This window comes from Pseudomonas sp. FIP_A4, assembly GCF_036701605.1.
GTDB lineage: Bacteria > Pseudomonadota > Gammaproteobacteria > Pseudomonadales > Pseudomonadaceae > Stutzerimonas > Stutzerimonas phenolilytica.
Map to the genome: position 1 here is coordinate 1 of NZ_JAYDXP010000125.1, position 20,789 is coordinate 20,789.

Annotated in this window: 27 protein-coding genes; 13 read left to right on the forward strand and 14 right to left on the reverse strand. The window is 61.1% G+C overall.

Annotation, left to right across the window (positions count from 1 at the left end):
- From U8L64_RS12750 to U8L64_RS12770, 5 genes are all read left to right on the forward strand, one after another.
- The coding region (locus tag U8L64_RS12750; RefSeq protein ID WP_333397901.1) for a hypothetical protein at nucleotides 1-229 on the forward strand (229 nt) is incomplete at its 5' end.
- A 200-nt stretch (nucleotides 230-429) separates the two neighbouring features.
- Nucleotides 430-1,767, forward strand: coding sequence for a TRZ/ATZ family hydrolase (locus tag U8L64_RS12755; protein WP_333397903.1), 1,338 nt, complete (start codon nucleotides 430-432; stop codon nucleotides 1,765-1,767).
- Nucleotides 1,768-1,907: 140 nt separating this feature from the next.
- Complete coding sequence (gene ubiG / locus U8L64_RS12760; protein ID WP_043296454.1) at nucleotides 1,908-2,606, forward strand: bifunctional 2-polyprenyl-6-hydroxyphenol methylase/3-demethylubiquinol 3-O-methyltransferase UbiG; 699 nt, start codon at nucleotides 1,908-1,910, stop codon at nucleotides 2,604-2,606.
- On the forward strand, nucleotides 2,606-3,277 hold the full coding sequence (gene mupP / locus U8L64_RS12765; RefSeq protein ID WP_043296456.1) for an N-acetylmuramic acid 6-phosphate phosphatase MupP: 672 nt from the start codon (nucleotides 2,606-2,608) through the stop codon (nucleotides 3,275-3,277). Before ubiG ends, mupP begins: the two co-directional genes overlap by 1 nt.
- Before the next feature lie 47 nt (nucleotides 3,278-3,324).
- Nucleotides 3,325-4,065, forward strand: a complete 741-nt coding sequence (locus U8L64_RS12770) for a YciK family oxidoreductase (protein ID WP_043296458.1) — start codon at nucleotides 3,325-3,327, stop codon at nucleotides 4,063-4,065.
- A 122-nt stretch (nucleotides 4,066-4,187) separates the two neighbouring features.
- Here the strand turns inward: U8L64_RS12770 and U8L64_RS12775 are convergent, their stop codons facing one another.
- The 3 genes from U8L64_RS12775 to U8L64_RS12785 form a co-directional block, all read right to left on the reverse strand.
- Nucleotides 4,188-4,601, reverse strand: coding sequence for an HPF/RaiA family ribosome-associated protein (locus U8L64_RS12775; protein ID WP_043296461.1), 414 nt, complete (start codon nucleotides 4,599-4,601; stop codon nucleotides 4,188-4,190).
- Between the two features lie 247 nt (nucleotides 4,602-4,848).
- On the reverse strand, nucleotides 4,849-5,109 hold the full coding sequence (locus U8L64_RS12780; RefSeq protein ID WP_043296463.1) for a hypothetical protein: 261 nt from the start codon (nucleotides 5,107-5,109) through the stop codon (nucleotides 4,849-4,851).
- Between the two features lie 184 nt (nucleotides 5,110-5,293).
- Entirely contained in the window at nucleotides 5,294-6,112 is an 819-nt protein-coding gene (locus U8L64_RS12785; protein WP_043296464.1) for an inositol monophosphatase family protein, read from the reverse strand.
- Between the two features lie 166 nt (nucleotides 6,113-6,278).
- Between U8L64_RS12785 and U8L64_RS12790 the strand changes: the two genes are divergently transcribed.
- Nucleotides 6,279-6,899, forward strand: coding sequence for a sigma-70 region 4 domain-containing protein (locus U8L64_RS12790; protein WP_333397908.1), 621 nt, complete (start codon nucleotides 6,279-6,281; stop codon nucleotides 6,897-6,899).
- The gene (locus tag U8L64_RS12795) at nucleotides 6,892-7,623 is read left to right on the forward strand and encodes a hypothetical protein (protein ID WP_333397910.1); all 732 of its coding nucleotides are present in this window, start codon (nucleotides 6,892-6,894) and stop codon (nucleotides 7,621-7,623) included. Before U8L64_RS12790 ends, U8L64_RS12795 begins: the two co-directional genes overlap by 8 nt.
- 12 nt (nucleotides 7,624-7,635) lie before the next feature.
- Here U8L64_RS12795 and U8L64_RS12800 read toward each other — a convergent pair whose 3' ends face one another.
- Together U8L64_RS12800 and dgt are read right to left on the reverse strand one after the other, a co-directional pair.
- Nucleotides 7,636-7,881 carry a DUF2789 domain-containing protein gene (locus U8L64_RS12800; protein ID WP_333397912.1) on the reverse strand — a complete coding sequence of 82 codons (246 nt, stop codon included), beginning with the start codon at nucleotides 7,879-7,881 and terminating at the stop codon, nucleotides 7,636-7,638.
- A gap of 141 nt (nucleotides 7,882-8,022) precedes the next feature.
- Nucleotides 8,023-9,513: a dGTPase gene (gene dgt / locus U8L64_RS12805; RefSeq protein ID WP_138299717.1), complete on the reverse strand. Its 1,491-nt coding sequence runs from the start codon at nucleotides 9,511-9,513 to the stop codon at nucleotides 8,023-8,025.
- 121 nt (nucleotides 9,514-9,634) lie between these two features.
- On the opposite strand from dgt, the gene U8L64_RS12810 reads away from it, so the two are divergent.
- Together U8L64_RS12810 and U8L64_RS12815 are read left to right on the forward strand one after the other, a co-directional pair.
- Complete coding sequence (locus U8L64_RS12810; RefSeq protein WP_333397914.1) at nucleotides 9,635-9,853, forward strand: hypothetical protein; 219 nt, start codon at nucleotides 9,635-9,637, stop codon at nucleotides 9,851-9,853.
- 118 nt (nucleotides 9,854-9,971) lie between these two features.
- Entirely contained in the window at nucleotides 9,972-10,103 is a 132-nt protein-coding gene (locus U8L64_RS12815) for a hypothetical protein (RefSeq protein ID WP_333398019.1), read from the forward strand.
- Nucleotides 10,104-10,157: 54 nt separating this feature from the next.
- On the opposite strand, the gene U8L64_RS12820 is transcribed toward U8L64_RS12815, so the two are convergent.
- Entirely contained in the window at nucleotides 10,158-11,054 is an 897-nt protein-coding gene (locus tag U8L64_RS12820) for an EamA family transporter (protein ID WP_333397916.1), read from the reverse strand.
- Between the two features lie 176 nt (nucleotides 11,055-11,230).
- Between U8L64_RS12820 and U8L64_RS12825 the strand changes: the two genes are divergently transcribed.
- Together U8L64_RS12825 and U8L64_RS12830 are read left to right on the forward strand one after the other, a co-directional pair.
- Nucleotides 11,231-11,929, forward strand: coding sequence for a YebC/PmpR family DNA-binding transcriptional regulator (locus U8L64_RS12825; protein ID WP_138299715.1), 699 nt, complete (start codon nucleotides 11,231-11,233; stop codon nucleotides 11,927-11,929).
- A 49-nt stretch (nucleotides 11,930-11,978) separates the two neighbouring features.
- Nucleotides 11,979-12,320, forward strand: coding sequence for a YajD family HNH nuclease (locus U8L64_RS12830; protein ID WP_273526712.1), 342 nt, complete (start codon nucleotides 11,979-11,981; stop codon nucleotides 12,318-12,320).
- A 27-nt stretch (nucleotides 12,321-12,347) separates the two neighbouring features.
- Here U8L64_RS12830 and U8L64_RS12835 read toward each other — a convergent pair whose 3' ends face one another.
- A complete protein-coding gene (locus U8L64_RS12835; protein ID WP_043296478.1) occupies nucleotides 12,348-12,779 on the reverse strand; it encodes a universal stress protein in 432 nt (143 codons plus the stop codon).
- Nucleotides 12,780-12,909: 130 nt separating this feature from the next.
- Between U8L64_RS12835 and U8L64_RS12840 the strand changes: the two genes are divergently transcribed.
- Nucleotides 12,910-13,350 (forward strand): group II truncated hemoglobin, encoded by a 441-nt coding sequence (locus tag U8L64_RS12840; protein WP_138299714.1) that lies wholly within the window; start codon nucleotides 12,910-12,912, stop codon nucleotides 13,348-13,350.
- A gap of 91 nt (nucleotides 13,351-13,441) precedes the next feature.
- On the forward strand, nucleotides 13,442-14,314 hold the full coding sequence (locus U8L64_RS12845; RefSeq protein WP_333397919.1) for a GNAT family N-acetyltransferase: 873 nt from the start codon (nucleotides 13,442-13,444) through the stop codon (nucleotides 14,312-14,314).
- Between the two features lie 549 nt (nucleotides 14,315-14,863).
- On the opposite strand, the gene rpoS is transcribed toward U8L64_RS12845, so the two are convergent.
- The 7 genes from rpoS to ispF form a co-directional block, all read right to left on the reverse strand.
- Nucleotides 14,864-15,859, reverse strand: coding sequence for an RNA polymerase sigma factor RpoS (gene rpoS, locus U8L64_RS12850; RefSeq protein WP_054095300.1), 996 nt, complete (start codon nucleotides 15,857-15,859; stop codon nucleotides 14,864-14,866).
- A 97-nt stretch (nucleotides 15,860-15,956) separates the two neighbouring features.
- Nucleotides 15,957-16,808, reverse strand: a complete 852-nt coding sequence (locus U8L64_RS12855; protein ID WP_333397922.1) for a peptidoglycan DD-metalloendopeptidase family protein — start codon at nucleotides 16,806-16,808, stop codon at nucleotides 15,957-15,959.
- A 29-nt stretch (nucleotides 16,809-16,837) separates the two neighbouring features.
- On the reverse strand, nucleotides 16,838-17,773 hold the full coding sequence (locus U8L64_RS12860) for a DUF368 domain-containing protein (RefSeq protein ID WP_333397924.1): 936 nt from the start codon (nucleotides 17,771-17,773) through the stop codon (nucleotides 16,838-16,840).
- 18 nt (nucleotides 17,774-17,791) lie between these two features.
- Nucleotides 17,792-18,427 (reverse strand): protein-L-isoaspartate(D-aspartate) O-methyltransferase, encoded by a 636-nt coding sequence (locus U8L64_RS12865; protein WP_008566909.1) that lies wholly within the window; start codon nucleotides 18,425-18,427, stop codon nucleotides 17,792-17,794.
- Nucleotides 18,428-18,468: 41 nt separating this feature from the next.
- Nucleotides 18,469-19,218 (reverse strand): 5'/3'-nucleotidase SurE, encoded by a 750-nt coding sequence (gene surE, locus U8L64_RS12870; RefSeq protein WP_008566907.1) that lies wholly within the window; start codon nucleotides 19,216-19,218, stop codon nucleotides 18,469-18,471.
- The gene (gene truD, locus U8L64_RS12875; RefSeq protein WP_043296487.1) at nucleotides 19,218-20,258 is read right to left on the reverse strand and encodes a tRNA pseudouridine(13) synthase TruD; all 1,041 of its coding nucleotides are present in this window, start codon (nucleotides 20,256-20,258) and stop codon (nucleotides 19,218-19,220) included. The genes surE and truD overlap by 1 nt, the downstream gene beginning before the upstream one ends.
- On the reverse strand, nucleotides 20,255-20,728 hold the full coding sequence (gene ispF / locus U8L64_RS12880; protein ID WP_043296489.1) for a 2-C-methyl-D-erythritol 2,4-cyclodiphosphate synthase: 474 nt from the start codon (nucleotides 20,726-20,728) through the stop codon (nucleotides 20,255-20,257). The genes truD and ispF overlap by 4 nt, the downstream gene beginning before the upstream one ends.
- Nucleotides 20,729-20,789 lie beyond the last annotated feature (61 nt).

The following is a 20,789-nucleotide window of genomic DNA, read 5'->3' on the forward strand; positions in this document are numbered from 1 at the left end:
TCGAAAATCTCTTTTCTACTCAACCGCTTGCCGCTCCGATCAATCTTCATCTCTCGTCAGCGGGAGGCGAATCATACAGCGTTCAAAACCGCTGTCAACCACCTCTTTCACCGCTTCCGATCAATCCGACCGAAGCCACCAGCAGGGCTCAACCACCAACCTGCCAGCCCGGCGCATTCTACTCGAATCCGCCACCAACGCAACCCTGAATCTCAAAGCAACTTGTTGATTTACAAGAACTTTTAGCAGAGGACCGCGCCAGAAGTGGTGCGCATTATAGGGGGCTGAAAGTGTGCGTCAAGCGCTTTATTGCGCTCATGGCTCAACCACAAGCCGTGGCCATGGGCGGATCTCTCTTGCGGAGTTTCATTCGCGCCGTAAACCCATCGGCTTTACACTTGCCAACTTTGTTATTGCTTTGGCCCTGCTATGTCAGAACTCGACTTCGAACAGCTGGATCTTCTCCTTTTTCCTACCTGGCTCGTTCCGGTCGAGCCAGCGGGCGTAGTTCTCCGGGAGCATGGCCTGGGTATTCGCGACGGACGCATCGTCTTGATCGCTCCGCGGCCGGAGGCAAACAAGCATGCAGCAAGGTGCGTTCTGGAGCTGCCCGACATGCTTCTCGCACCGGGGCTGATCAACGCGCATGGGCATGCTGCGATGACCTTGTTTCGCGGACTAGCTGACGATCTTCCGCTCAAGAGTTGGCTGCACGATCACATCTGGCCTGCCGAAAATCGCTGGGTTGACGAAGCTTTCATTCAGACCGGTACGGAACTGGCAATTGCCGAGCAACTGCTAGGCGGTATCACCTGCATTTCGGACATGTATTTCTTCCCAGAAGTAGCCAGTGAAGTCATACATAGATGTGGGATGCGAGCCCAGATCGCCGTTCCGATAATGGATTTCGCCGTTCCGGGAGCCCGCGACGCAGGCGAAGCGTTACGCAAGGGCGTCGCGCTTTTCGACGATCTCAAGCACCATCCAAGGATCAGCATTGCGTTCGGTCCGCATGCCCCCTATTCAGTCGGCGACGACAGTCTTGAAAAAATGCGCATCCTGGTTGCGGAGACGGATGCAGGCATCCATATGCACCTGCACGAAACCGCGTCGGAGATACATGAAGCGTTGCAGCGTCATGGCGAGCGCCCACTGGCTCGCCTGGCGAAACGACAGCTTCTAGGACCCCGCTTCCAAGCCGTACACATGACGCAGATCGACGACGAAGACCTTGCGCTCCTCGTCGAGAATAATTGCAGCGTAATCCACTGCCCCGAATCGAATCTGAAGCTGGCAAGTGGTTTCTGTCCCGTGGAACGGCTTTGGGCCGCCGGCGTCAATGTGGCGATCGGCACGGACGGCGCAGCAAGCAACAACGATCTCGATCTGCTGGGCGAAACCCGAACCGCGGCGCTTCTTGCCAAAGCCGTCGCCGGATCGGCCAGCGCGCTGGACGCGCATCGCGCCTTGCGCATGGCGACCTTGAATGGCGCTCGAGCGTTGGGTCTGGACGAGCATACGGGTTCGCTGGAGGTTGGTAAGTTTGCGGATCTGGTGGCATTTGATCTTTCCGGCCTGGCACAGCAACCCGTTTACGACCCGGTGTCACAGCTTATATATACCTGTGGCCGGGACTGCGTTCGCCATGTCTGGGTAGCAGGAAAGCAACTGCTCATCGATCGCCGATTGACCCGCATCGATCAGGACGAACTGATGGCGAGCGTGCGTAAGTGGGGCACGAAGATACGCAACGGAAAAAAGCTCTGACTCTTTCTACAGGACGCTGCACCACTGCGACAAACTGCCCCACGAGAGAGAACATTACCTCTCTCCTTTATCGGACTGAGGCTGGCAACATGGGCAATTGCAGCTCAAGCTTCACCTCAAGATCTTAAACGGAACAGACCATGAGCAACGTCGACAACGCCGAAATCGCCAAATTCGAAGCACTCGCCCATCGCTGGTGGGATCGTGAAAGCGAATTCAAGCCGCTGCACGAAATCAATCCACTACGCGTCAACTGGATCGACGAGCACGTCGCCTTGGCCGGCAAGAAAGTGCTCGATGTCGGTTGCGGCGGAGGGATTCTCAGCGAAGCGATGGCTCAGCGCGGCGCCCAGGTTACGGGTATCGACATGGGCGAAGCACCGCTTTCCGTGGCGCGCCTGCACCTGCTGGAGTCGGGACTGGAGATCGATTACCGGCAAATCACTGCCGAAGACATGGCTACGCAATGCCCCGAACAGTTTGATGTCGTAACCTGCCTGGAGATGCTGGAACACGTGCCGGACCCGGCCTCGGTAATTCGCGCCTGCTGCGCGCTGGTCAAACCCGGTGGCCAAGTGTTTTTCTCAACCATCAACCGCAACCCGAAAGCCTATGCGCTCGCTATCGTCGGGGCGGAATACCTGCTGCAACTGCTGCCGCGCGGCACGCACGATTTCAAGAAATTCATCCGGCCGTCGGAGCTGGGCGCCTGGAGCCGCGATGCCGGCTTGGCAGTCAAGGATATCGTCGGCCTCACCTACAATCCGCTAACCAAGTTCTACAAGCTGTCGGCGGATGTCGATGTCAATTATATGGTTCAGACCATCAAGGAGGCTTGATGCGCCTGCGCGCCGTTTTATTCGATATGGACGGAACGCTGCTCGATACCGCCCCTGACTTCATCGCCGTTGCCCAAGCCATGCGACTAGCGCGCGGCCTGACTCCGGTCGCGGATCAGCAGATACGCGATGTGGTTTCTGGCGGCGCCCGGGCGATGGTACTGAGTGCATTCGACGTCGACCCCATGTCAGACGAGTTCGAAACGCTGCGTCTGGAGTTTCTCGAGCGCTACCAATCGCATTGCGCGGTGTACAGCCGCCTGTATGACGGGATGGAGCAACTGCTTCAGGACATCGAGCAAGCGAAGCTCATCTGGGGCGTGGTGACTAACAAGCCGTTGCGTTTTGCCGAACCGATCATGCAGCAGCTCGGGCTCGCTTCGCGCTCCTCGGTGCTGGTCTGTCCCGACCATGTCAGTCGCAGCAAGCCTGATCCAGAGCCGATGCTGCTCGCTTGCAGGAAGCTGCAGCTCGACCCGTCTACCGTGCTCTTCGTCGGCGACGATCTGCGCGATATCGAATCGGGGCGCGCCGCCGGAAGCAAGACTGCCGCGGTGCGTTACGGCTACATCCACCCGGACGACAACCCAGGCCTGTGGGGGGCCGACGTGGTGGTGGACAACCCGCTTGAACTGCGCTCCGTGCTTGACCGGGCACTGTGCAGCTGCTGAGCCGTTAGCGCTTTGCGTCCAGACTTCTGAAACAAGAGAGACTTTTCATGTTTGACTACACCGCCCGCCCCGACCTTCTCGCGGGCCGAATCATCATGGTGACCGGCGCTGGCCGGGGGATCGGCGAAGCGGCCGCGAAGGCTTACGCTGCTCATGGCGCCACGGTGTTGCTGCTGGGCAAGAACGAAGACAATCTCAACCGCGTCTACGACGACATCGAGGCAGCGGGTTACCCACGTCCGGCAGTCATTCCGTTCAACCTCGAGACGGCATTGCCGCACCAGTACGACGAACTCGCCGCAATGATCGAGCGAGAGTTCGGTCGTCTGGACGGCCTGCTGCACAACGCTGCCATTGTCGGTCCTCGTACACCGCTGGAGCAGCTCTCAGGCGACAATTTCATGCGCGTGATGCAGGTGAACGTGAACGCAATGTTCATGCTCACCAGCACGCTGCTGCCGCTGCTCAGGCTATCGGCGGATGCGTCGGTCATCTTCACTTCCAGCAGCGTCGGTCGTAAGGGCCGCGCATACTGGGGCGCTTACGCAGTATCGAAGTTCGCTACTGAAGGGCTGATGCAGGTTCTGGCCGACGAACTCGATGGCACCGCCTCAATTCGCGCAAACAGCGTGAACCCGGGCGCCACACGCACCGATATGCGCGCCAAGGCCTACCCAGGGGAGAATCCGCTGGTCAATCCGCTACCACAGGACATCATGCCGGTCTATCTGTATCTCATGGGTCCCGATAGCGCAGGCATCAACGGCCAAGCATTGAACGCCCAATAACCGAAGCCGCAAAGAGAAACGGGGTGCACCGCATGCGGGCACCCCGTTTTTTGTTAGCGAAGAAGGGAAAATCACTCGCCGGGCCTCGCCACCGCTAGGTGATGCAAGGCTCGGCGGTGCGTTCACGAGCTACGCAGCTGCTCGTCGGCGAGGAAATCCTCCTCCAGCAGCGCATCCTGCATGCCGGCGCCGCCTTCATTTCCTTGTGGCTGGGTGACGGCACGCTTGCTACGCAGCTTGCCGAACTGATGGCTCAGCGCGTTGCCTAGCTTATCGATCGCACCGTCGATGGCCAGCTCCAGCGACTCGGCCTTGTGGGTCACGGAAATCGGCTGCTGCCCTTTCGGGCGTGCCTCGATCTGGCAGCGTTTGTCATGCGCGCCGGCTTTCTCGCCGTTTTCGTCGTTGAGATGCACGACGATTCGGGTCAGTTCGTCGTCGAAACGCTCCAGCTTGCTGGCGACACTGGCACTCACCCAGTCGACTAACCGGGCACTGCCTTCGATGTGGTTATCGCTATGAACCTGGATTTGCATACGTCGTCCTTACTTCCGCTTCGTGAAGGCCATCTTTTCAGATGGCTTGAGACAAGCTATGCCACCGTTGCCGTTTTTAAGCAACGGGGAAATCAGCGCAGCCGTGAAAAGAGCCTGATGACTGCCGACACGGCTCTGCCGTTTAGCAGCGCGATACGGGCAATTACCCGATGATTGGCAAGCGTTCGTCGCCGGCCCCGCTTCTGGAGGGGCCGCATCGAAAAACCAGCCAAACCACGCATCGTTTTCAGGCCGCCTCGGGAAATAACCGTAAGCCGTGATCAAGACATTGATCTACCAGCCATTTTCCATGCGCAAGGGAAAGACGCTGGGCCTTGTCCAGCTCCGCCATGAAGGCGTGCTCGACGGGCAGGGACATGCGGCGGGTAGCATGACCCGACGGGTCGCTGATTCGGCAACCGCCGGCCCAAGGCGTCGGCGAACCGGGATACTCCATCACATCGGCAATGATGTGATAGCCACGGTAGGTGCATTGCATCGTGCTCATGATCGGTACCTCGCAGTCTCGAAGGCATCCATCAGGACGATACGACTGTTCGACAGCAACAAAAGCCCCGCTGGAGTACCAAGCATCCATCCGGCATGCAATCCGAGAACGGATCCTAGTGGATGTGTTCGACAGGCTGCGCGCCTCACCACGGCAATGCAATGTGCGACCGACGAAGGGCGCCTCAGCCATCCAGCGACGGGCCAATCAATTCCGCCAGCTGGTCATAAACGCCCGGACCGGCCACCAGATAAGGATTGCCATCGAGCAAGCCATCGTTGCGAAAGAAGTCGTTGATCCGTCCGCCAGCTTCCGTCACAAGCACAAGGCCGGCGACGCAGTCCCAACTTTTGAGCTGCGTTTCGTAGTAGCCGATCAAGCGCCCGGCGGCGACATAGGCCGTCATCAGCGCACCGGAACCGTTGCGGATGAACATGCCGCCCTCCTCCAGCAGCTTTTGCAGGAAGGGGATGAAATGCTCCTTGCCGCGCGGATGAAAGGTTCCGGTCCCCGTCAACCCCTCACGCACATGTCGCGCCTGACTGACAGCGAGCGGCGTGTCATTGACGAAGGCACCGCTGCCCTTGCAACCGTGGAACAGCTCGCGGTGATTCGGATCGGCGATGGCACCGAGGTACGGCTCGCCGTCGACCAGCAGGCCGACGGACACACACCAGTTATGCAGCCCATTGACGAAGCAGGCGGTGCCATCGATAGGATCGATGACCCAGACGCAGCGTGCATTGAGATCGGCGGAGCCACTCTCCTCGCCGAGAAAGCCATCCTCGGGGAAATGCTCGCTCAGCTGCGCACGAATGAAGGCTTCGATCTGCTTGTCGGCAATGCTGACCACGTCCTGTCGGTCATCCCCCTTGTGCTCTACCGTTAGATCGTTGCGTTGCTGATAGAACTCCATGCCCATTTGCGCTGCCTGCTGTGCCACGCTTTTCGCCCAGGCATAACGCGCCTCGATATCGAGCGTGGTGCCGGTGGAAGAAGCCATCGCAAAATCCTCAGAAGCCGAAGTGAAGGCGGGATTCTAAAGACAGGCAGCGCTCGGGCCTACCGCATCCCAGATATTTCAAGTAGCCCTTATAAGCAACATTTGAATATGTAGCCAATTAGGGCTACTTTCTGACAGGTAGCGTATGTACACAACGGAGCGACTCGTGAACCTGAAGGCTGTCCTGACCGGAGATCTCATCGACTCACGCTCGATGCGCGCCCCCAACGTATTCATCGCTCAGCTGAAGATTTTGCTCAGCGAACTCGGCGAGCACTTTGACGCCCAGGTCGAAACCTTCCGCGGCGATGGCTTTCAGGTTGTCATGCGCCATGCGCAGGACGTGTTCGACTGCGCGGTGGCGATACGCGCCGGCCTGCTTGCCGCCAGCGCGCCAGGCGAGCGCTGGGATGCGCGGCTGGCCTTGGGCATCAGCCAGGACAACACCGCGGCGCAGCCCTACAGCGAAGCCTTCGTTCTCTCCGGCAGGGGGTTGGATGGCATGAAAAAAGAGACGTTCTGCATCTTCAGCGACGAGCCCGAGCTCCAGCGCTGCTCCGAGTTGCCGACCGCGTTTCTCGCCGCACTGATTGATCGCTGGACCCCCGTGGAAGCGCAGACCTATTTCCTGCATCTGGTCCAAGGTCGCGACCACCAGAGCATCGCCGAGCAGCTGGGCAAATCCCGCGTGACGGTGACCAAGGCCCTGCAACGCGCCGACGCGCGCCTGGTGGATCGCTATCTAGCCTGCACTCGCGGCTGGGTCGAGGAGCTGCAGCATGCCTGACTCGACGACGCTGCTGCTGGCGCTACTGCTCGGACACGTCGCCGTGGATTTCCTGCTGCCACTGCGCCAGCGTATTCGGACTCACACGCCAGGGCGCAGCCCGGCGCTCTATCTTCTGGCATTTGCCCAAGGACTCGCGGCGCTGGTGATATTCGCCCTGCTGCGCGGCGGACTGGCGTTCGCCTGCGGTGCGGCCCTGGTATTGGCGTCGGGTCGCCTGCTGACCGCCGGCTGGGCGGCCAGCCGAGGTCCTCGCACTGCCGCCACGCTCCTTCTGGAACATGGCGTGCAGGTGGTACTGGTGCTAGCGCTCTGGCTATCCAGCGAACGACTGTGGACTTCGTTCCCGACCTTCCTGCAGGCGCAGGCCAGCGCCCATCACCTGTCGATCCTGCTGACCTATCTGGTGGCCTTCAAACCAGCCTCGGCGTTAATCGGCGCCCTGCTCAAGCCCTGGCAGGAGCGCCTAGGCACTGACGATTCACTGGTCAACGGCGGCGCGTTCGTTGGCTATCTGGAACGTGGCCTGATCGTGACCTTCGTGCTGCTGGACCAATGGCAGGCGATCGGCTTTTTGCTGACGGCCAAGAGCATCCTGCGCTTCAACGAATTGAAGGGCCGCAACAACCGCCAGCGCAGCGAATACGTACTTCTGGGTACGCTGTTGAGCTTTTCGCTGAGTATCGCGCTGGGGCTGGCCGTAGCGCTTACACAGGATGCATAAGCGTGCCGGAGGTCACGGCGCGTTGTGTTCGTGCAGGCGCACGTTGAGCTCATCGACGATCGGCGCCCACTCGGCGTCCTCCAGCAATTCGCCCTTGAGGAATGCCGCTTGCGACTCGTTCCAGAACGGCGCCTCGGACACCTTCACCTCGTTGGGCAGCGGCGCATGCTGGGCGATGAACGCGTCGATACTGGCCGGATCGGAGTCCAGCCCCAGTTGTTCGAACAGGGTACCGAGGTTTTTATTGGGCAGTTCCATGAAATTCTCCGCATCTATGGCGCAGGCGATCATGCGCGCGCCGTTGCAGATAAGAGGCCGTCGCAAGCGATGCAGTTCCACCACGTTTCCCCGGCACGATGGCATAGCGCACTCCACGACCGCCCTCCTCCCTGCCTCCAGCTACAGCGCCGACAGCGCGCGGTATTCGTCCTGAGCGAGCTGATCGGTCATGCCGCTGACAAGGTCCTGCAGCAGACGGCTGCGGTAGTAGAACTCCCACAGCGGAAAGTCCGGCGAAGCCTGCGGCACATCCTTCAGCGCCTCGTGATAGGCCTTGACCAGCTGATCGGGCAGGCGACGGGCAAGCATCTGCAGTTGCGGCTCGCGCCGACAGTCGCCGGCGGCCAGCGCACGGAAGGTCGCCGGCGCAACCCGTAGCAACGCGCCATAGTCATCCAACAGTCCCTGGAGAATGCGATAGCCCTGCAGTTGCAGTGTTTCCACTTCGCGATGGCAGAACACCCGCTCCATCGCTACATCCTTGAATGTCTGCACGATGGCGTTGGGCAAGCTGCGATCCTCCAGCAACGCCCGATCCAGCGTGCCGTGGAAGATCGCCTCGATGTTGTCGATGAACTGCCGCGCGGCGTGCTGCACCAGCGGGTGAATCATGGTCACCCGCAGCCAGATGAAGAACTCGCCGGTCTTGTTGATCGGCTCGCGCCCGGCGCGCTCCAGTGCGTAGCCAACCATGCTGCGAAAGCTGCGCTCGGCACCGGGAATCGGCTCATCCAGCGCGCCATGCTCGGCGAACTTGACCAGCAGCAGCTGCGCCAACTGCTCGATAGTGAAGATGCCCTTCTCCACCGAATCCTCGATATCGGCCAGGCAGTAGGCGATGTCATCGGCGGCCTCCATGATGTAGGCAAGCGGATGGCGGCTACCGGGCTGCAAGTCGAGCACCTGCTGCAGTTGCTCGATGAACGGCTGCTCCGACAGGTAGAAACCGGGCTTTTTCTGCAGATAGGCGCCGGGACTGCCTTGCGCCGGCCGCTCGGCATACGCGGCACGCACGTACTTGAGCAGTCCGGCGGTCTGGGTATAGGTCAGATTCAACCGCAACAGGCTCACCACCAGACGGATCGCCTGCGCGTTACCCTCGAAGCGCTTGAGATCGGCCAGCATGCGCGCGCGCAGCTCGGCATCGCCTTGCCCAAGCGGTACCGCGGCGCCAAACAGCTCGTCGAGATGACGCGCGAACCATTCGCCGATCGCGAATTCGCCGAAATGGCCAAAGGGCGGGTTGCCGATGTCGTGCATCAGACAGGCCATCTCCACCAGGCTCTGCAAAACGTTTTCGATGCCGTCCAGACCGTAGTCCGACGCTCTGGCACCCAGCTGCTTGTACAGTGTGCGGACGATGAACCGGCCGGTCTGCTGCACCTCCAGCGAATGCGTGAGGCGGCTGCGCACCGCGGCGTTGCGTTCCAGCGGGAAGACCTGCGTCTTCTGCTGCAGCCGGCGCACAGCGGCGGAATTGATGATACGGCCGCGATCGCTTTCCAGCTGGTCGAGGATTGCGCCAATGTCGCCGTCGCTCGCCTTCATGCCGGCCTCGACCCTGCCGTAGGGACGCTGGCGGGAAATCTTTTCCTTGAAATCAACCGGCATAGCTCGCACTCGCGCAACGGAAAGCGCCGAGCCTAACGCGCCGTCGCCGCGATACCAAGCGTGGGCCTGGCATCCGCGCACGCGCTCTGCTATCCAGTCGCCCACATCGACAGGAGGCCCCATGAAACGAGCGGATTTCCATCAGCAGAACGCAGCACGCGCCAAAGCCGAAGCACAGCGACTGCTCGACCAGCGCGCTACGCTGGGTGCGCAATGGCTCGCCTGGGTCGCGACCGAGCTTTATCGGCTCAGTCCCGCCGAATATGCCTCAATGGTCCGTCGCGAACTCGAGCGGCTCAGCCGCGAATCCGAGAATGAGCGCAGCCACCCGTCTCGCTGAGCAGGCTGCCTGACGACAGCGGGTCCATACTATTTGGGCGGGCAGGCACGGCTCGATCATTTCGCCCCCATCCCGCCGAATCGAAGTACCCCGCCACTTACCATCCGAGGTGAACATCATGAGCAAGGGTATGGATGCGAAGAAGCAGGCCAAGAAGAAGCCGCTGAAAAGCGCTCAGGAAAAACGCCTGGCCAAGCGCGCTAAAAAGAGCGATTCCACGCTCCTGGGTAGCCACACCGCAACCCACTAGGCGATATCCCCGCCGACCACGCCCCGCACGATGCGGGGCGTTTGGCTTCGGCAATCAGCCGTGCGGGCGCGCTCCGACCGGACGCATGAGCCCGAACAACCGCGCGCCGCCGACATTAACCAGCAACCCCAGCATGACCAGCAGGGCACCGGTCATCTGCAGCGCATCGAGGCGCTCGTCGAGCAACAGCGCCGACGACGACAGCCCCACCACCGGCACCAGCAGCGAGAACGGCGCCACCTGGCTCGCCGGATAGCGCGACAACAGTCGGCTCCACAGGCTGTAGCCGAGAATGGTCGCGCCGAACGACAGATAGGCCAGCACCAGCAAAGACTTCAGGCCGAAGCCTTGCAGCGCGGCCTCGATGGCTACCGGCCCCTCCAGCCACCACGACAGCCCCAGAAACGGCAACGGCGGCACCAGGCTGCCCCACACCACCAGGCCGACCAGATTCACATCACCGATCTTGCGCGTCACGACGTTGCCCAGCGCCCACATCGACGCAGCGCCGATGGTCAGCATGAAGCCGGCGAGCGTCATTCCCTGTCCGCTCTGCGCGCCGATCAGCGCCAGCCCGCCGGCGGCAACCAACAATCCGAACAGGTTGACCGCGCGCACCCGCTCGCGGAGCAGCAGTGCGGCAAAGAACAGCGTGAAGAACGCCTGCGACTGCAGAACCAGCGAAGCCAGCCCGGCGGGCATGCCTACCTTCATCGCCGAGAACAGGAACGCGAACTGCCCCAGTGAAATGGTCAGGCCATAAGCCAACAACCAGCGCAACGGCACCCGCGGCGGCCTGATGAAGAAAACCGCCGGCAGCGCCGCCAGCAGGAAGCGCAACGCCCCGAGCAGCATGGGCGGCACGTCTTGCAAACCCACCATGATGACGACGAAGTTCAGACCCCAGACCACAATCACGACCAGGGCGAGCAGCAAATCTCTCGGCGACATGACATCCACCCCGCATCGAGTAAAGAAGCATTAGAACCCCCTGTCCGGCAGCACCTCTCCGTACAGTAACCAGGCATTTCGTCGATACAGTTCGCCGCCATTCGCTGTACACAGATGCCGCCGGGACGGCGACCAGCTAGAATTCGTCGCTCGAACGACCTCACACGAGACAGGCTATGGGCGCACAGTGGAAAGCGAAACATAAGGAAGCGGCAGCGAACGCCAAAGGACGGATCTTCGGCAAACTGTCGAAGGAAATCATGATAGCCGCCCGCAGCGGCGCCGACCCTGACATGAACCCTCGTCTACGCCTGGTGGTCGAGCAGGCCAAGAAGGCCTCCATGCCCAAAGACACTCTGGAGCGCGCCATCAAGAAAGGCGCGGGCCTGAGCGGTGAGGTCGTCCATTACGAGCGCACCCTTTACGAAGGATTCGCGCCGCATCAGGTTCCGCTGATCGTCGAATGCCTTACCGACAACCTCAACCGCACCGTGGCGGAAATCCGCGTGCTGTTCCGCAAAGGCCAGCTGGGCTCCTCCGGTTCGGTGAGCTGGGACTTCGAGCATGTCGGCATGATCGAAGCGGCACCCGAAGGCGATGCCGATCCTGAAATGGCCGCCATCGAGGCCGGCGCGCAGGATTTTGAAGCGGCGGATGACGGCGCCACGCTGTTCATCACCGAGCCTACCGATCTCGACGCAGTGTGCAAGGCGCTGCCTGAATTCGGCTTCACCGTGCAATCGGCTCAGTTGGGCTATCGACCGAAAAATCCGGTGAGCCTGTCGGGAGCCGAGCTGGAGGAAGTCGAGGCCTTCCTCGAGGCCATCGATGCACACGACGATGTCCAGCATGTCTACGTCGGCCTGGCCGGCTGACATATAACCGCACCTTCACCGTGAACAGACCTCAGCGAGCCGACCAGCCATGAGCACGAACAAGCCAACCACGCCCTACAGCCAACGCGAACAGGGTTATCGGGAAAAAGCGCTGAAGATGTATCCCTGGGTCTGTGGGCGTTGCGCGCGGGAGTTTTCCGGCAAGCGTCTCAGCGAGCTGACGGTCCATCACAAGGACCACAATCACGACAACAACCCGGAGGACGGTTCCAACTGGGAACTGCTCTGCCTGTACTGTCACGACAACGAACATTCCCGATATACGGACAATCAGTACCAGACAGAGGCCCGCCCCGGCAGCGACCTGGGACCGAAGGAAACCTTCAAGGCCTTCGCCAACCTGGCCGATCTGCTCAAAGGTAAGCAATGACGAAGGGCGGCCAAGCCGCCCGAGCCGTCACTTGACCAGCAGAACCGGAACGGTCACCTCATGGATCACCCGGGTCGCCACAGAGCCCAGCACCAGTCCGGTAAAACTGCCCAGCCCGCGCGTCCCCATCACCACGGTATCGCAACCCAGACGCTTGACCGCATCGTTGATCTGCTCGGAGACGTTGCCGAGCACCGCATGGGTTTCATGGGTGATTCCGGCAGCCTTCAGCTTCTGTGCAGCCTCGTCAAGCACCTCCTGAGCTTGCGCCATCAGGCCGGCGTTCAGATCGTCGATCAGGCTGGCGGTAACGTATTCGCCGTAAATGATAGGTTCGTGCTGGACATTCAGTACCTGCACCTGCAGCGGCAACGACGTATCGCGAACCAAGTCGATCACATACTGCAGAGCGCGTTTGGCGTTTTCCGAACCATCGAATGCAAGCAGAATATTGCGCATAGACACCTCCCTTGTTGAGTGAACTTGAGCATAGCCCAGCAGCATGACAGCGGCTCGCCACCATCGAGGCTGTCTTGATCTGGCGCAAGCAGGCATCATTTCAGGCTAATCACGCGACGCTGAGGTCAGCATGACAACCCCTGAAACTCCCCCTTTCGGCACCGCCGACGCCTCGTTCCAGGCAGCGGGCGGCACCGCCGGTATCGAGCGACTGGTGGATGATTTCTACCACGCCATGACTCAACTCCCCCAGGCGGCGGGTATTCGCGCCATGTACCCCGAGGACTTGACATTGCCACGCGAAAAACTGGCCGCGTTCCTCAGCGGCTGGCTGGGCGGGCCGCGTCACTATGCGCAAAAATTCGGTCCGATCAGCATTCCGCAGTTCCATACACGCTGGGAGATTGGCGACGCCGAGCGCGACGCCTGGCTCGACTGCATGGCCTACGCCATTTCACGACAGCCCTATTCCGCCGAATTCGCCGAATACCTGCTTCAGCAGCTGCGCGTACCCGCCCAGCGTATTCTCCGGGCGCAGCCAGCGCATGGTTGTCCAGGCGCGCAGCAATAACGCGGCACAGCTTCATCGTTCAGCTTCGTCGGGCTTCGATACGAGCGGCTCGAACGCTAGACTAGGCGGCCTCAAAAACCAGCGGACGGCCATGTCAGCCCTCGACTTCCTGCAGCTCTCTGCCGCGCAACACCCCCTGATCGTGAAGTTCTACCGGACCCATCACAGTCGCAACCGGGTGCGGCCACAGGCACGATGCTGGGTTGTACGCCGACGATGCGAGATCATTGGTGGGCTGTGCCTGACACCCGTGGCGTACGGCCATTTCCTGACTGGTCTGCTGATCGCTCCAGATGAGCGTAACCAGGGCATCGGCGCACAATTGATGCGGCAGGCCCTGAAGGGCATCCAGCAGCCAATCTGGCTATTCTGCCAGCCACGTCTTTATGCTTTTTATGCACGTCTCGGATTTACCCTAGCTAGCACCCTGCCCGAGGCGCTGGCTGATCGGCTGGCACGCTACCAGCAAACCAAGACATTGATTGCCCTTCAACGCAACGCGCGGATGACCCCCTTGCCCAGACCAACGCTGACGATATCCATTGCCTGCCTGTTCGATGAATCCGGACGCGTCCTCGTCGTGCGCAAGCGCGGCAGCTCCTATTTCATGTTGCCCGGCGGAAAGTCGGAGCCAGGCGAAACACCCATACAGACGCTGCAACGGGAACTGCGGGAAGAGCTGGGGTTGCAGCTGGATGAAGGCGCGTTCCAGTCGCTCGGTCATCATTCAGCGCCAGCCGCGAACGAGCCGGGACACTGGGTCGAAGCGGAGGTGTTCCAAGCGTTCCTTACCCAGCCCGTACAGGCGCAGGCGGAACTGGAGGAGCTGGGCTGGCTGGACTTGCCACCTGTACGTACCGAGCATCTGGCCCCGCTGCTGCGTGAGAAAATTCTACCGCTACTGCTGGAGCGCGAAGATCAGCCGTCGCTGCGCGCTTTACCACAACCTGCGACGACTGATTAAAGAACTGCCGTTAAACCTGATCGGCGTGGCTGCGGTTGCGGCAAGCCGTGGGTTCGACACTGGCGCTACTTTTTCCGGGCAAAAAAAAAAGGGGCGGGAGTTTATCCCCGCCCGTCTTCTTCCCTGCTCCCTTTGTCCATCATCTTCCTGATGAAATCGCTCCGCGATTGTTCCTTGGCCCTCATCCCTGCTGACCCGTGCTTATCCATAAGCACGGAGGGGATATTAATGACTTTAAGGGCGCCGACAACTCGCAGAGATTCGCGCACCGATGCTGCCTAACAGCCCGGATCTCAGAAAAAGAATTTTAAAATCAATCAGATAAGAAAACTTCTGGCGAATCGAGGAAAACGCAGCATCGCGATTACACGCTTCTCCTACAGTGTGCGTAAGCAAATGCTTACAAAAGAAAGCGACACACGGGAAACTTCTACGACTCGCGATTAATTCCATCGACCGTGAGCCGTCGCATTGGCAAAGGGCATCACCACGGTGAGGCATGCCCGCTATTGGCCCGGCAGAGCGGCCAAGCTAATAGCGGGTAACTCCCTACTGGAACAGCGCCTCGCTAGAAAGACCATTGCGCTCCAGAATCTCGCGCAACCGCCGCAGCGCTTCGACTTGAATTTGCCGAACGCGCTCGCGAGTAAGGCCGATCTCCTGTCCGACTTCCTCCAGCGTGCAACTCTCATGACCGCGCAGCCCGAAACGACGCACAACCACTTCACGCTGCTTTTCGGTCAGATCGGAAAGCCACTGATCGATGCTGGCGGACAGATCGTCATCGAGAAGCAGCTCACAGGGATCGCTCGGTTTGTCGTCCGTCAGGGTGTCGAGCAAGGTCTTGTCGGTATCCGGTCCAAGCGATACGTCCACCGAGGTAACACGTTCATTGAGCCCGAGCATGCGTTTCACCTCGGCCACCGGCTTCTCCAGCAAGTTGGCGATTTCTTCGGGGCTGGGCTCGTGATCAAGCTTCTGGGTCAGCTCTCTGGCCGCGCGCAGGTAGACGTTGAGCTCTTTGACCACATGAATGGGCAGGCGGATGGTGCGGGTCTGGTTCATGATCGCCCGCTCGATGGTCTGCCGAATCCACCAGGTGGCATAGGTCGAGAAGCGGAAACCACGCTCGGGATCGAACTTCTCCACCGCGCGGATCAGCCCCAGGTTGCCCTCCTCCACCAGATCGAGCAGCGACAGACCGCGATTGACGTAACGTCGGGCGATCTTGACGACCAGTCGCAGGTTGCTTTCGATCATGCGTTTGCGCCCCGCCGGATCGCCCTTGCGCGCCAAGCGGGCGAAATGAACTTCTTCTTCGGGGGTCAGGAGGGGGGAAAAACCGATTTCGTTGAGATACAACTGCGTGGCGTCGAGCGCGCGGTTGTAGTCGATGAACTTGTGTTGCTTGCTGGCCGCGAGCTTGCCTTTGCCACTCGCGGGACTACGATGCGCCTCGCCAACCGCCTCGAAGTCCAGGGTGGGTTCCATGAGCAGAACCTCGTCGTCAACGTCAAACTCCAGCGCTTTTTTTTCGAGTGCCATTTTTATTGTCCCGTTCTGAGTTCGACAACGGGCTCAGGCGACGCGCGATCCTTGGCGAAACCAGAGCCCATCCTACTTGGAACGGGTGGCCGTCAGGTCAACGCCTTGGCAGGTACTGCATGGGGTCTACGGGTTTGCCCTGACGGCGGATCTCGAAATGCAGCTTTACACGGTCGGTCCCCGTCGAACCCATCTCGGCAATGCTCTGCCCAGCTTTGACTTGTTGACCCTCCCGTACCAGCAGCCTGCGGTTGTGGCCGTAGGCGCTTACATAGGTATCGTTGTGCTTGATGATTACAAGTTCGCCGTAACCCCGTAAACCACTGCCGGCGTACACAACAGTCCCATCAGAAGCAGCCAAAACAGGCTGGCCTAATTGCCCAGCGATATCAACGCCTTTATTCAAACTCCCGTTTGAGGAAAAACGCCCGATGATCTGGCCGTTCGTTGGCCATGCCCAGCCGCTGGCCGAACGTGCCACCGGTGTGACCTTCGTGGCCGGCACTGGTTGGGCGGGGGCCTTGCTTAGCGTTGGCGGCGACTGCTGAGGGACGGGCGTTGTGACAACGGCAGGCGGCACTGTCCTGGGGGTTGGCGCAGGCGTTGGCGCGGCTCGAGGTGTCGGGGTACTGGCCACGGCGTTGCTTGCACCCCGGTCGAAGCGAATGCGTTGCCCTGGATGGATGACATAGGGCGGTTGAATCCCGTTTGCGCGGGCCAGCGCGCGCCAATCCCACCCGTAGCGACCGGCGATCGACGACAGCGTGTCGCCGCGACGCACCGTGTGATAGCCGCTGGTAACGGCCGGACGGCCGTTACGGTCCACCACCTGCACGCCTCCCTGCTGGGGTGTCGAACAGCCGGTCAGCAACCAGCCGGCCAACAGCGCGCCAGGCACGAAACGGAACAAGGGATCGCGAATCAACCGCTGAATGGCTGTGAGCCTCAATGCTCGCTCCCTGAAGAAGAACTCTCTGTTCAGACGCTTTCTGCAGCCGGCTGGCGGCGACTGGCGAGCCACTCCAGGCTGAGCACCAGCGCGATACCGGCGACCGCCAGAACAACTGCCAATACTAATTGCGGATCCTGCCCGGTGAGTTCGCCATAGGCGCCCGGAAACAGGTTCTGTTCCAGCACCGGCGTACGCTCGCCGTGCGAATTGGTGCGCCAGGTCAGCGTTTCCTTCCACGGCCAGACCTTGTTCAGCGAACCCAACATCAGCCCGGTGAGAAAGGCCAGCGTCAGATCGCGCCAGCGATGCAGCGTCCAGTGAAGCAGTTTGGCGAAGCTGAGCAGCCCTACCGCACACCCGACCGCAAACACGACCAGTACGGCGATGTCGAAGCTCTTTACCGCGGCCAGCACCGTCGGATAGAGACCGAGAAGCACCAGCACGAAGCTGCCCGAGATACCCGGCAGAATCATCGCGCAGATGGCGATGGCTCCTGCGAAGAACAGGCTAAGACTATCGGTTCCCCACTGCATCGGTGCCGCCACGGTGATCCAGTAGGCGAAGGCGATACCCAGCACGAAGCTGATACCGCTCGACAGGTTGCGTTGACGGATTTCCCGAGCGACCAGGTGCACCGAGACCAGAATCAGACCGAAAAAGAACGACCACACTGGAATCGGATACTGCTCCAGCAGATAGGTAATCAAGCGAGCCAGACTGAATACGCTGGTGAGGATACCGGCCAGCAAAGTTATCAGAAACCCGGCATTGGCGATTGTCCAGGCCTCGCCCACCCGGCCACGTAGCAACGATCCCAGCGCCCGGGGAAACGCCGCGATAGAACGCAGCAGTTCGTCATAGATGCCAGTAATGAACGCGACAGTCCCGCCGGATACGCCAGGCACCACATCCGCCGCACCCATCGCCATGCCCTTGGCGTACAGCAACAAAGCGTCTTTCATGCTTCCTTCCACTGATGATCAAACAACCGGTCCATTGAGCAGCGGCACGAAGCGTACGGAATCCAGAAGGCGGCGCGAAAAGCCGGTTTCCTCACGAACGATCAGCATCAGTTGCTGAACCTCGCCGGCCCCGACTGGAATCACCAAACGCCCACCGGGCGCCAGTTGATCGAGCAGGGCCTGCGGTACCTCGGCAGCCGCCGCAGTAACGATGATGCCATTGTAGGGCGCCAGCGCAGGCCAGCCCTCCCAGCCATCACCCCAGCGAAAGACCACGTTACGCAGCTTGAGTTCGGCCAGACGCTCCTTGGCACGCTCCTGCAACGCCTGGATGCGCTCCACGGAAAACACCCGTTCCACCAGCTGCGCCAGCACTGCGGTCTGATAACCCGAACCGGTACCGATCTCCAGTACCTTGTCCAGGGGGCCGTCGGCCAACAGCAACTCGCTCATGTGGGCGACCATGAACGGTTGCGAAATCGTCTGATTATGTCCGATGGGCAGCGCAGTGTCCTCGTATGCCCGGTGCGCCAGTGCCTCGTCGACGAACAGATGCCGTGGCGTGCGGCGGATCACTTCGAGCACATGAGGATTGGAAAGGCCCTCCTCGTACAACCGCTGGATCAACCGATCGCGGGTGCGTTGCGAGGTCATGCCTGTACCGTGTCGCATCAGATCGCCCGATCCGCGATGACTCACAGCAGATCCTCCAGCCAGCGATCAAGGCCCTGGAATGCCTCGCGGAACGTGCGATCCAGCTGCAGCGGCGTGATCGACACATAGCCCTGCATCACGGCATGGAAGTCCGTACCAGGTCCGCCATCCTCGACGTCTCCGGCGACGGAAATCCAATAGCCTTCCTTGCCACGCGGGTTGGCCTGCTTGACCGGCGGCTTGGCGCGGCTGCGATGCCCAAGACGGGTCAACCGAATACCGCGGATGTGATCCAGCGGCAGGTTCGGCACATTGACGCTGAGCACCGTGCGCGGCGGCAGATCGAGCTGATCATGTTTCTCGACCAGCGTCCGGGCGATGGCGGCTGCAGTCGGCAGGTTTTCCGGAGACCGGGAAATCAGCGAGAAGGCGAATGCCGGACGCCCCGTGAACCGTCCTTCGATGGCCGCCGCGACGGTGCCTGAATAAAGCACGTCGTCGCCCAGGTTGGCGCCGAGGTTGATACCCGAGACGACCATGTCTGGCGTTTCGGCCAGCAGCCCGTTGAGCCCGAGGTGCACGCAATCGGTGGGCGAGCCGTTCAGGCCGATGAAGCCGTTGGGCATGCTCACGGGATGCAGCGGGCGATCCAGGGTGAGTGCGCTGCTGGCGCCGCTCATGTCCTGGATCGGGGCAACCACCCGGCACTCGGCATAGTCGGCCAGCGCGTCATAAAGCGCGGCGAGCCCGGGCGCATGCACCCCGTCGTCGTTGGCGATCAGAATACGCATCAGATGTCCATCTGCCCTGCCAGGTTGACCAACTCGCGCACCACAGCGGTGGCGAAACATCCGGTCGGCAGGACGAATTCCAGTTGCAGAATGTCAGGCTCGGGATAATGCCACGACAAACCCCCAATGGGGAGGCGAAGAATGCGCCGTTCGTGCTTCATGCCAGCATCTGCGAGCCACTTGGCGATCACCGGCTCATTGCCAGCAATCCGCTGTTCCAGCGCCTGGACATCGCCTGCGGCCGGCGATTCTCCAGCGCCCCACAGCGGTCCGGTGGGATGCAAATCGAGAATCGCCAGCCGCGGATCATCACATTCAGCCTCACCCGCCGGAAAAAAACTGCGGCTATCGGTGAACGCGAGCAGATCACCCACCTGAGCACGATCCCAGGTTGCCGCAGCGACCCGTTCGGCGAGAACGCGGTTGAACAGGTAGCTGCGGCCGGCCGAGAGTAGCCGCGAACGCAAGTTGCGCTGCTCCGGCAGTTCCCCGCGGCCGGCGAATTCGCGGGCGCCGTGCAGATTGCCACCTTCATGGCCGAACCGCTGCAGACCGAAATAGTTGGGTACACCCTGATCCCGGATGCGCTCCAGGCGCGCGTCGAGCGCTGCACGCTCGCCGCGCAGCTCCGTCAGGCGCAGAGTGAAGCCGTTGGCCGAATGGGCGCCGCGCTGCAATTTGCGCTGGTGGCGGCTGCGCTGGAGGATCTTCAGGCTTTCGTTCTCCGCAGCCGCCAGGTCCGGGTCGCTCTTGCCCGGCAGGTGCAGACTGAACCACTGCCGGGTCAGCGCCTGGCGGTCCTTCAGCCCTGCGTAGCTGACCATCCTCAGCGGCACCCCGGCGGCTCGCGCGATGCGTCGGGCGGCTTCCTCGGTGTTGAGGTTGCGCTTTTCCACCCATAGCCACAGGTGCTCGCCTTCACCGGACAAGGCGATGTCCAGCACCTCGTCGACCTGAAAGTCCTCGGCCACCGCCTTCAGCACCGCACTTCCGCAAGGCTCGCCATGCGCCCGTGGCCCCAGCAGCTGGCTCTCGCTCATGCGCGTACCAGCAAGGCGACCGCATGCACCGCGATCCCCTCCTCGCGCCCGACGAAACCAAGCTTCTCCGTGGTCGTGGCCTTGACGTTGACCTGATCCAGCGCCACCTGCAGATCGGCGGCGATCAGCTCGCGCATGCGCTCGATGTGCGGCGCCATCTTCGGCGCCTGCGCAATGATGGTGGTATCGACGTTGCCGACCGTCCAGCCCTTGGCTTTCACCTGCTCGAGCACATGACGCAACAGCTCGCGACTGTCGGCGCCCTTGAACTGTGGATCGGTGTCCGGGAAATGCTTGCCGATGTCACCCAGTGCCGCCGCGCCGAGCAGTGCATCGCTCAAGGCGTGCAGCAGCACGTCACCATCGGAATGCGCCAGCAACCCGAAGCGATGCGCAATCCGCACACCGCCGAGCGTGATGAAATCGCCCTCACCGAAGCGGTGTACGTCATAACCGTGGCCGATACGCATATGAGAGATACCTTCGAAAGAACGCAGGCGGCCGATTCTACAGGACCCCGTAGCGTCCGGA

What these genes read in the sequence shown, in the direction of transcription:
- U8L64_RS12755 (WP_333397903.1), top strand. Translation starts at nt 430, where the DNA reads ATGTCAGAACTCGACTTCGAACAGCTGGATCTTCTCCTTTTTCCTACC.
- U8L64_RS12815 (WP_333398019.1), top strand. Translation starts at nt 9,972, where the DNA reads ATGAGCAAGGGTATGGATGCGAAGAAGCAGGCCAAGAAGAAGCCGCTG.
- U8L64_RS12820 (WP_333397916.1), bottom strand. Translation starts at nt 11,054, where the DNA reads ATGTCGCCGAGAGATTTGCTGCTCGCCCTGGTCGTGATTGTGGTCTGG.
- rpoS (WP_054095300.1), bottom strand. Translation starts at nt 15,859, where the DNA reads ATGGCACTCGAAAAAAAAGCGCTGGAGTTTGACGTTGACGACGAGGTT.
- U8L64_RS12865 (WP_008566909.1), bottom strand. Translation starts at nt 18,427, where the DNA reads ATGACCTCGCAACGCACCCGCGATCGGTTGATCCAGCGGTTGTACGAG.
- U8L64_RS12795 (WP_333397910.1), top strand. Translation starts at nt 6,892, where the DNA reads ATGCCTGACTCGACGACGCTGCTGCTGGCGCTACTGCTCGGACACGTC.
- U8L64_RS12775 (WP_043296461.1), bottom strand. Translation starts at nt 4,601, where the DNA reads ATGCAAATCCAGGTTCATAGCGATAACCACATCGAAGGCAGTGCCCGG.
- truD (WP_043296487.1), bottom strand. Translation starts at nt 20,258, where the DNA reads ATGAGCGAGAGCCAGCTGCTGGGGCCACGGGCGCATGGCGAGCCTTGC.
- U8L64_RS12845 (WP_333397919.1), top strand. Translation starts at nt 13,442, where the DNA reads ATGTCAGCCCTCGACTTCCTGCAGCTCTCTGCCGCGCAACACCCCCTG.
- mupP (WP_043296456.1), top strand. Translation starts at nt 2,606, where the DNA reads ATGCGCCTGCGCGCCGTTTTATTCGATATGGACGGAACGCTGCTCGAT.
- surE (WP_008566907.1), bottom strand. Translation starts at nt 19,218, where the DNA reads ATGCGTATTCTGATCGCCAACGACGACGGGGTGCATGCGCCCGGGCTC.
- U8L64_RS12835 (WP_043296478.1), bottom strand. Translation starts at nt 12,779, where the DNA reads ATGCGCAATATTCTGCTTGCATTCGATGGTTCGGAAAACGCCAAACGC.
- ispF (WP_043296489.1), bottom strand. Translation starts at nt 20,728, where the DNA reads ATGCGTATCGGCCACGGTTATGACGTACACCGCTTCGGTGAGGGCGAT.
- U8L64_RS12785 (WP_043296464.1), bottom strand. Translation starts at nt 6,112, where the DNA reads ATGGCTTCTTCCACCGGCACCACGCTCGATATCGAGGCGCGTTATGCC.
- U8L64_RS12780 (WP_043296463.1), bottom strand. Translation starts at nt 5,109, where the DNA reads ATGAGCACGATGCAATGCACCTACCGTGGCTATCACATCATTGCCGAT.
- U8L64_RS12830 (WP_273526712.1), top strand. Translation starts at nt 11,979, where the DNA reads ATGAGCACGAACAAGCCAACCACGCCCTACAGCCAACGCGAACAGGGT.
- U8L64_RS12770 (WP_043296458.1), top strand. Translation starts at nt 3,325, where the DNA reads ATGTTTGACTACACCGCCCGCCCCGACCTTCTCGCGGGCCGAATCATC.
- U8L64_RS12810 (WP_333397914.1), top strand. Translation starts at nt 9,635, where the DNA reads ATGAAACGAGCGGATTTCCATCAGCAGAACGCAGCACGCGCCAAAGCC.
- U8L64_RS12840 (WP_138299714.1), top strand. Translation starts at nt 12,910, where the DNA reads ATGACAACCCCTGAAACTCCCCCTTTCGGCACCGCCGACGCCTCGTTC.
- dgt (WP_138299717.1), bottom strand. Translation starts at nt 9,513, where the DNA reads ATGCCGGTTGATTTCAAGGAAAAGATTTCCCGCCAGCGTCCCTACGGC.
- ubiG (WP_043296454.1), top strand. Translation starts at nt 1,908, where the DNA reads ATGAGCAACGTCGACAACGCCGAAATCGCCAAATTCGAAGCACTCGCC.
- U8L64_RS12800 (WP_333397912.1), bottom strand. Translation starts at nt 7,881, where the DNA reads ATGGAACTGCCCAATAAAAACCTCGGTACCCTGTTCGAACAACTGGGG.
- U8L64_RS12860 (WP_333397924.1), bottom strand. Translation starts at nt 17,773, where the DNA reads ATGAAAGACGCTTTGTTGCTGTACGCCAAGGGCATGGCGATGGGTGCG.
- U8L64_RS12825 (WP_138299715.1), top strand. Translation starts at nt 11,231, where the DNA reads ATGGGCGCACAGTGGAAAGCGAAACATAAGGAAGCGGCAGCGAACGCC.